Source organism: Syntrophales bacterium, from assembly GCA_030655775.1.
Classification (GTDB): domain Bacteria; phylum Desulfobacterota; class Syntrophia; order Syntrophales; family JADFWA01; genus JAUSPI01.
The window spans coordinates 1-7,144 of sequence record JAUSPI010000222.1; the positions used below are offsets into that span (position 1 = coordinate 1).

Below are 7,144 nucleotides of genomic sequence, written 5' to 3' on the forward strand. Positions count from 1 at the left end.
CCGCTTTAATTCCCTTTGACTCGCCATGATTATGTCCCTTTCTGCCATAATACCCTCCTCTTAAATCGGGTATTATAGCTTCCTTAAAAGCGGACATTTCTATTTTGGCCAAATAGGACATTATCATTTTGGTGTTACAGAGAATCTGGTTGTTTTTAAGGAGCAAAAATGGTATTTTGTTTTTGAGTCCAGAAAAGGAGGTAGCTAATGTTTCAAACATTAAAACATGATATACAGGCTGTGTTTGACAGAGACCCTGCAGCAAGGAATATATTGGAGGTTTTAACATATGCAGGGCTTCACGCAATTATCTGGTACAGAGTGGCTCATTATCTCCATAAGAAAGATGTTCCATTCTTCCCAAGGCTTATATCACAGATAGCTCGATTTTTTACAGGAATTGAGATTCATCCCGGTGCAGAGATCAGCAGAGGATTCTTTATCGATCACGGTATGGGGGTTGTAATTGGAGAGACAACAGTTATTGGGGACAATGTAACCCTATTTCAAGGTGTTACACTTGGAGGAACAGGCAAGGAAAAGGGGAAGAGACACCCTACACTTGGGAATAACATTGTTGTTGGTGCAGGAGCAAAGATTCTGGGAAATATTGCAATTGGCAATAATGTAATGGTTGGTGCTAATGCTGTAGTATTAAAGGATGTACCTTCGGATTGCACGGTTGTTGGTATTCCAGGGAGGATAACGAGAAAGATGGGGAGAAAGGTTAGCGGCATAAGTCTTGATCACACAAACTTGCCGGATCCAATTGCGGAAAAAATCAAACATCTGGAAAAGATGATAAATGAAACCTCCTCTCACATAAAAAACTGGGAGAGGGAAAAACATAAGAATGCTTAGGGTTTATAATACACTTACAGGTAAAAAAGAGGAGTTTCACTCTCTAGTTCCAGGCAAAGTCAGGATGTATAACTGTGGTCCTACTGTATATGACTATTTTCATGCAGGGAATGCAAGGAATTTTATTGTATTTGATGTAATGAGGAGATATCTCAAATACAAGGGGTATAAAGTTACGTTTGTCCAGAATATTACGGATATCGATGATAAGATTATAAACAGGGCAAATAAAGAGAAAGTCTCTGCTGAGAAGATAGCTAATAAGTATACAGACGCTTTTTTTGAGGATTTGGAAATTCTCGGCATTACGAAGCCTGACGTATGCCCAAAGGCAACTGAACACGTTCCAGATATTATTTCTTTGATAAAAAGGCTTATGGATGCAGGTTTTGCCTATCAAGTTGATGGGAATGTATTTTTTGAAGTTGGCAAGTTTTCTGATTATGGTAAGTTATCAAAACGCCTGCTTGAGGGGATGAAGCAGAGTGCAAGGGTTGAGATAGACAAGCGCAAGAAGACACCCTGCGATTTTGCTCTATGGAAAGGAGCTAAACCTAATGAGCCAAGCTGGAATAGCCCGTGGGGTAAAGGCAGGCCAGGATGGCATATTGAATGTTCTGCTATGAGTATGAAATATCTTGGAGAAACATTTGATATACATTCTGGAGGACAGGACCTGATCTTCCCTCATCATGAAAATGAAATAGCCCAAAGTGAGGCAGCAACAGGCAAGCCCTTTGTTAAGTATTGGTTGCATAACGGGTTTCTAAATATAGATGGGGAGAAGATGTCTAAATCTCTTGACAATTTCTTTTTAGTGAGAGACATACTTAAAAGGTTTAGGCCTCAGGTTGTACGATATTTTATGATATCTGCTCACTACCGCAGTCCGCTTGATTTTAGCGACGAAAGTCTCGCTGAATCAGGGAAAGCACTTGAGAGAATAAAAAATTGTTTTGACAACATTAAGGAAAACATAAAGGATTTAGATACGCCTCAAAAAAATGTACATATAGAATGGATGAACAAGTTTGAGGAAGCTATGGACGATGATTTTAATACAGCATCTGCTCTGGGAGTCGTATTTGATTTAATAACTGAAATTAATAGCTTAATAGCGAATAAGAGCAGAGGCTCTGCCCAATTAAAACAGGATATTCTTAATCTGGAAACATTTTGTTCTATACTTGGGATTCTGCCAAGGATAGAGGATAAGGAATTGGATAAAGATTTGCTGGGTTTAATTAAAGAACGAACGAAAGCTCGCAGAAAGAGAGATTGGCAAGGAGCAGACAGAATTCGGAGCTTGCTGGAAGAGAGAGGTGTTGTTCTCAAAGACAATCCGGACGGAACAACCAGTTGGAAGCAAAATAATACAAGCAGACACTAGGCAATATGATAATTAAAAGAGATAAAGAACAAATACTTGGATATTTAGAGGACGCTTCCAATTTAGAAGGAGGTAATGCTGATATTCTCTATATACCCGAGACTGAGGATGAAGTAAAAGAGGCTGTTTGCGAATGTGCTAGAAAGAGAGTTCCTTTAACTGTTTCTGCAGGAGGAACAGGAACAGTCGGCAGTAGAATTTCGCGGGATGGCGCTATTCTTTCGGTAGAGAGACTGAATAAAATTCTATCAATAGACAAAGAAAATAAAAGAGCTGTTTTGCAGTCAGGGGTGATTATTAGTGATTTTTTGGAAGCGTTAGCTCAGCAGGACTTGTTTTACCCGCCATTTCCTACAGAAAGAACAGCTTTTATTGGAGGTAATATAGCAACGAATGCTTCCGGAGAATACAGCTATTACTTTGGGCCAACACGCAATTATGTAAAAAAGATCAAAGTCTTGCTTTCTACAGGCAGGGTTCTAGCGATGGAGAGAGGAGATATCCTTGCAGATGATAATGGAATTATCAGGATAGGTGAATTAAACATCAAGATTCCTTCTTATACCAGTCCGCAAGTTAAGAATGCCGCGGGTTATTTTTCAAAGCCGCGAATGGATTTAATTGATTTATTCATTGGTTCAGAGGGTACATTAGGAGTAATTACAGAGGCAGAGGTTGAAATAATTGATGATCTGCAGTCTCGATTCATAATGGTTATCTTTCTACCTGATGAACAAATGCTTTTAGAATTTATTTCTGAGATTAAGAATAATTTGGACCTGAATCCAGTTTCCTTAGAGTATTTTGACAAAAACAGCCTGGACTTTTTAAGAAGCGATTTTCAGAGCATACCAGATAATTCCGAAGCAGCTGTCTATATAGGGGTAATGCTAGAGAAGGGCAAATTTTGGCCATGGGATCTCTTTTTTTTGAGGATTTGAGGCTAAAAAGGTTCCATATAGTGTAAAAAGTAGGAACATTGCTTTTCCCAAGAATTTCTCTTCTAAAAAATACCCTTTTTAAAATAATGGTTGTAATTTATATTGTTTTGATGTAGTTTACAGAACAAAATCGTTAAGATAATCATAAAAAAGTACCGACACCATTCATTCTAGGAATATTTTAAGGGAACAACTTATGAAACAGAACTGGACAAAGGAAGAGAAAGAAGAGCGCTGGACACTTTCTTCTGAAGAATTAAAACTTCTTGGTAATAAGAAAGACAAAAATCGTCTGGTATTTTCACTGATGCTGAAATTTTTTCAGTATATGGGCAGGTTTCCCACAGCTGAAGACAACATCCCTTTTAAGATAATAGCTTATGTGTCAAACCAAGCCGGTACAGTCGGGGTCACATTCTTCAGGCATGATTTTGATGGACGGACCGTGAGAAGAAACAGTGAGGAAATCCGTGATTTCCTGGGTATTAGAAGCAACACTCTAAAAGATTCTGACGACCTCATAAAATGGCTTGTGGAAAAAATTCTTCCGGAGGGAAACGATTCTATTGAGAATTTAAGATCACTGTGTTACGACCGGTTAAGGGAACTGAAAATAGAGCCTTTCAGCCCTGAGCGTCTTGATAGGGATATTCGGTTGGCAGTAAACCAGTTTGAGGAAAAACTTTTTAAGAGCATTCACAGCCGGCTTACCGAAAAAAGCAAGAGACTGTTAGACAGACTTGTGGAAGAAGATATTGAAGAAGATTCTGATATAATAAAGTTAAGAGACCTTAAAAAGAACAGCGGCGGAGTCAATCTGAAGTCAATTCTCGCTGAGTTGGAAAAGCTCAATTGCATTCAGGAAATTGATATTTCAAAAGAACTGTCCTGCAATATTTCCCATCGGAGACTGCGCGGATACTTTATACGGGCGGCGACAGAACCGCCGAATGAAATTCGCGCCCACAAAGCCCCAGTCCGTTACTCTCTTCTGGCAATTTACTGCCACATGCGGAAGAGTAAAATTACAGACGAACTCATTGAACTGTTAATTCAGCTTATTCATAGAATCAGGAACAAAGCGGAAAAGTATGTGGAGAAGGAGTTAATTATTGACGCGAAGAAGAAAGTCATAGGGAAACCTGAAATTCTGTATCGGATGTCAAAAAGTTCTGTGGAATATCCGAAAGGCACAGTTGATGAAGTGATTTTCCCTGCAGTAGGCGAGAAAACTCTGTGGGATATAGTAAAAGAATATGAGACCAGAGGAGATTATAATAAGTGCGTTTATGGGAAAATGCGTTTATCCTATAGTCATCATTACAGGCGAATGCTCTCTCCCATATTAAATGCCATTGACTTTCGTTCCAACAACAGTGAGTATCAGCCTGTAATTGAAGCGCTCCGTGTAATGCGGGAATATGCGGATTCCAGGTCTGTCTATTATCCCTGTAATGCTGACATTCCCATAGAGGGAGTTATGAAAGATTCCTCCTGGCGCGACTTTGTTTCCACAGCTACAGGTAAAGATGATGAGGTTTTCGGCAGAATCAACAGGACCAATTATGAGATAGCGGTACTGACAGCATTGCGTGACAGGCTACGGTGTAAAGAGATATGGGTGGAAGGGGCTGACCGATATAGAAATCCGGATGAAGACCTTCCTGCGGACTTTGAGGAAAAACGGGAGGAGTACTATGAGGCATTGAACAAACCGCTTGATGCTGATGAGTTTGTATCCTCACTGAAGGAATCAATGCGTGAACATTTGAGTAAACTGGACAGGAACATGCCCGTCAATAAAAAAGTGAAAATTCTGAAGAAAAGGGGAGGTTGGATTTCGCTTTCACCTTTGAAAAAGCAGAATGAGCCGAAAAATATCGATCTGTTAAAGCAGGAGATACTGCATCAATGGCCTTCGACAACGCTTCTCGACATTTTAAAAGAAACGAATTATCGTGTCGGTTTCTGCTCACTGTTCGAGAGCGCGGCGACCAGGCTGCACCTTGACCAGGAAACCCTTGTGAAAAGATTACTCCTTGTTCTTTACGCCTACGGTACGAACGCCGGATTAAAGCGGGTAAGCTCAGGAAATCCCGAGATGAATCACCATGAACTTCGATATGTCAGGCGGCGCTTTATAAATGAATTCCATGTCCGTAACGCGATAATAAAAGTTGTTAACGCTATTTTTGGTATAAGGCAGGATTATGTCTGGGGGGAGGCGACAACCGCCTGCGCCTGTGATTCCATAAAATTCGGGGCATGGGACCAGAACCTGATGACGGAATGGCATATCAGGTATCGTGGTCCGGGAATCATGATTTACTGGCATGTGGAGAAAAATTCCGTATGCATCTACTCACAGTTGAAACGCTGCTCCTCGTCTGAAGTTGCCGCTATGATAAGAGGTATTCTGAATCACGAAACCGACATGGAGGTTGACGCAGGTTATGTAGACACTCACGGTCAAAGCGAGATCGGATTCGCGTTTTCCTATTTGCTGAATTTTGACCTTCTTCCACGGCTGAAAGGCATCCATAGACAGAAGCTTGTCCGTCCTGATTATGACGGGGAATACAGTAACCTGAACCTCATTTTAAGGGGCGTTGTCAACTGGGATTTAATCATACAGCAGTATGACCTGATAATCAAATACACAACAGCCTTAAGACTGGGCACCGCTGAACCGGAAGCCATTTTAAGACGGTTCACGAGAGATAATATCCGTCATCCCGCGTATAAAGCTCTGCTTGAATTGGGCAAAGTAATAAAGACAATATTTTTATGCCGTTACCTGAATTCAGAGGATTTGCGCAGGGAAATTCATGAAGGGCTGAATGTAATAGAAAACTGGAATGGGACAAACGGATTTATTTTCTACGGCAGATCCGGCGAAATCACCACCAACCGCAGTGAAGAGCAGGAACTGTCAATGCTGTGCCTTCATTTACTGCAGCTCTGCCTGGTCTATATCAATACACTGATGATTCAAGCACTCCTTGCCAAACCTGAATGGAAGGACAAATTTACTAATGAAGACAGACGGGCATTGTGTCCACTCATATATGAACACATAAACCCGTACGGACTGTTTCCTCTGGATATGGAAACACGGCTTGACATAGAAGAAAAGGCGGCTTAATTATGGAAGATTTCAAACGAACACCGGCAAAGAAAAAAGCGAAGCAGATAGCAAAAATTCTGAAACCGGAACGGCCGGATTACAATTATCTCAGAGAAATATTCAGAAGCCTGAGAAAAGATCTTAACGTCAAGGTGGCTGCTGCACCAACACGACTTCCCTATGTTCCTTCTGAAGAAGAGATAAAACGGTTCTATGAGGCCGCATGGCAATCCAAAAACATTAAGCACATTCTGATTATAAAAACGCTTTTATATACGGGAATAAGAGTCAGCGAGCTGGTCAATGTGAAGATTTCAGATGTTGACTTTAATCAGTGCCGGATAAGAATAAATAAAGAAAAAGAGAATAAAGACCGAATAGTTCCTTTCCCGGAAACATTTAGAGAGGCTCTGGCTGTACATGCGCAAACCATGAGGGAAAAAGGAGCGGCTTATCTGTTCGAATCCTCATGGAAGAGGCCTTATTCTGACAGAGGGGTGAGAAAGGTATTGGAGGCTTATACTGAAAAAGCGGGAATTAAGCGGTCAATCTCACCTCACAGACTCAGGTATTTTTTGTTGACATGGCTGAAAAAGCAAGGGATTGATGACTCTCTCATACAGCCGTATTCCGGTCATGAAACCAGAAAGTCTCTTGAGATTTATTCAAAGCTGGCGTACACTAACGCCCAAAAGGAGTACAATGCGGTTATTAAGGATTTTCCTGTATGAGGCTAGATTAAGTTCCTACTCTGTGCGATATTCAGTACTTTTTTGTATGAAAACAGCCCCATGGCCAAAATTTGGCTTTCTCTAGCATTACCCC

General features: G+C 40.8%; 6 protein-coding genes. 5 read left to right on the forward strand and 1 reads right to left on the reverse strand.

Annotated features, from left to right (window positions below; genetic code table 11):
* The coding region (locus Q7J27_12340; protein MDO9529927.1) for a hypothetical protein at positions 1 to 220 on the reverse strand (220 nt) is incomplete at its 3' end.
* Here Q7J27_12340 and cysE point away from each other — a divergent pair.
* The 5 genes from cysE to Q7J27_12365 all read left to right on the forward strand — a co-directional run bounded on the left by cysE (position 208) and on the right by Q7J27_12365 (position 7,050).
* Positions 208 to 861, forward strand: coding sequence for a serine O-acetyltransferase (gene cysE, locus Q7J27_12345; protein ID MDO9529928.1), 654 nt, complete (start codon positions 208 to 210; stop codon positions 859 to 861). The two genes, Q7J27_12340 and cysE, sit on opposite strands and share 13 nt — an antisense overlap.
* The gene (gene cysS / locus Q7J27_12350) at positions 854 to 2,251 is read left to right on the forward strand and encodes a cysteine--tRNA ligase (GenBank protein MDO9529929.1); all 1,398 of its coding nucleotides are present in this window, start codon (positions 854 to 856) and stop codon (positions 2,249 to 2,251) included. Before cysE ends, cysS begins: the two co-directional genes overlap by 8 nt.
* A gap of 5 nt (positions 2,252 to 2,256) precedes the next feature.
* Positions 2,257 to 3,192 (forward strand): FAD-binding oxidoreductase, encoded by a 936-nt coding sequence (locus tag Q7J27_12355; GenBank protein MDO9529930.1) that lies wholly within the window; start codon positions 2,257 to 2,259, stop codon positions 3,190 to 3,192.
* A gap of 196 nt (positions 3,193 to 3,388) precedes the next feature.
* Positions 3,389 to 6,337, forward strand: coding sequence for a Tn3 family transposase (locus tag Q7J27_12360; GenBank protein MDO9529931.1), 2,949 nt, complete (start codon positions 3,389 to 3,391; stop codon positions 6,335 to 6,337).
* 2 nt (positions 6,338 to 6,339) lie between these two features.
* Positions 6,340 to 7,050 carry a tyrosine-type recombinase/integrase gene (locus Q7J27_12365; GenBank protein ID MDO9529932.1) on the forward strand — a complete coding sequence of 237 codons (711 nt, stop codon included), beginning with the start codon at positions 6,340 to 6,342 and terminating at the stop codon, positions 7,048 to 7,050.
* The last annotated feature ends 94 nt before the right edge of the window (positions 7,051 to 7,144 follow it).

Coding starts and splice junctions, on each gene's coding strand:
- cysE (MDO9529928.1), top strand. CDS start 208: ATGTTTCAAACATTAAAACATGATATACAGGCTGTGTTTGACAGAGAC.
- cysS (MDO9529929.1), top strand. CDS start 854: ATGCTTAGGGTTTATAATACACTTACAGGTAAAAAAGAGGAGTTTCAC.
- Q7J27_12355 (MDO9529930.1), top strand. CDS start 2,257: ATGATAATTAAAAGAGATAAAGAACAAATACTTGGATATTTAGAGGAC.
- Q7J27_12360 (MDO9529931.1), top strand. CDS start 3,389: ATGAAACAGAACTGGACAAAGGAAGAGAAAGAAGAGCGCTGGACACTT.
- Q7J27_12365 (MDO9529932.1), top strand. CDS start 6,340: ATGGAAGATTTCAAACGAACACCGGCAAAGAAAAAAGCGAAGCAGATA.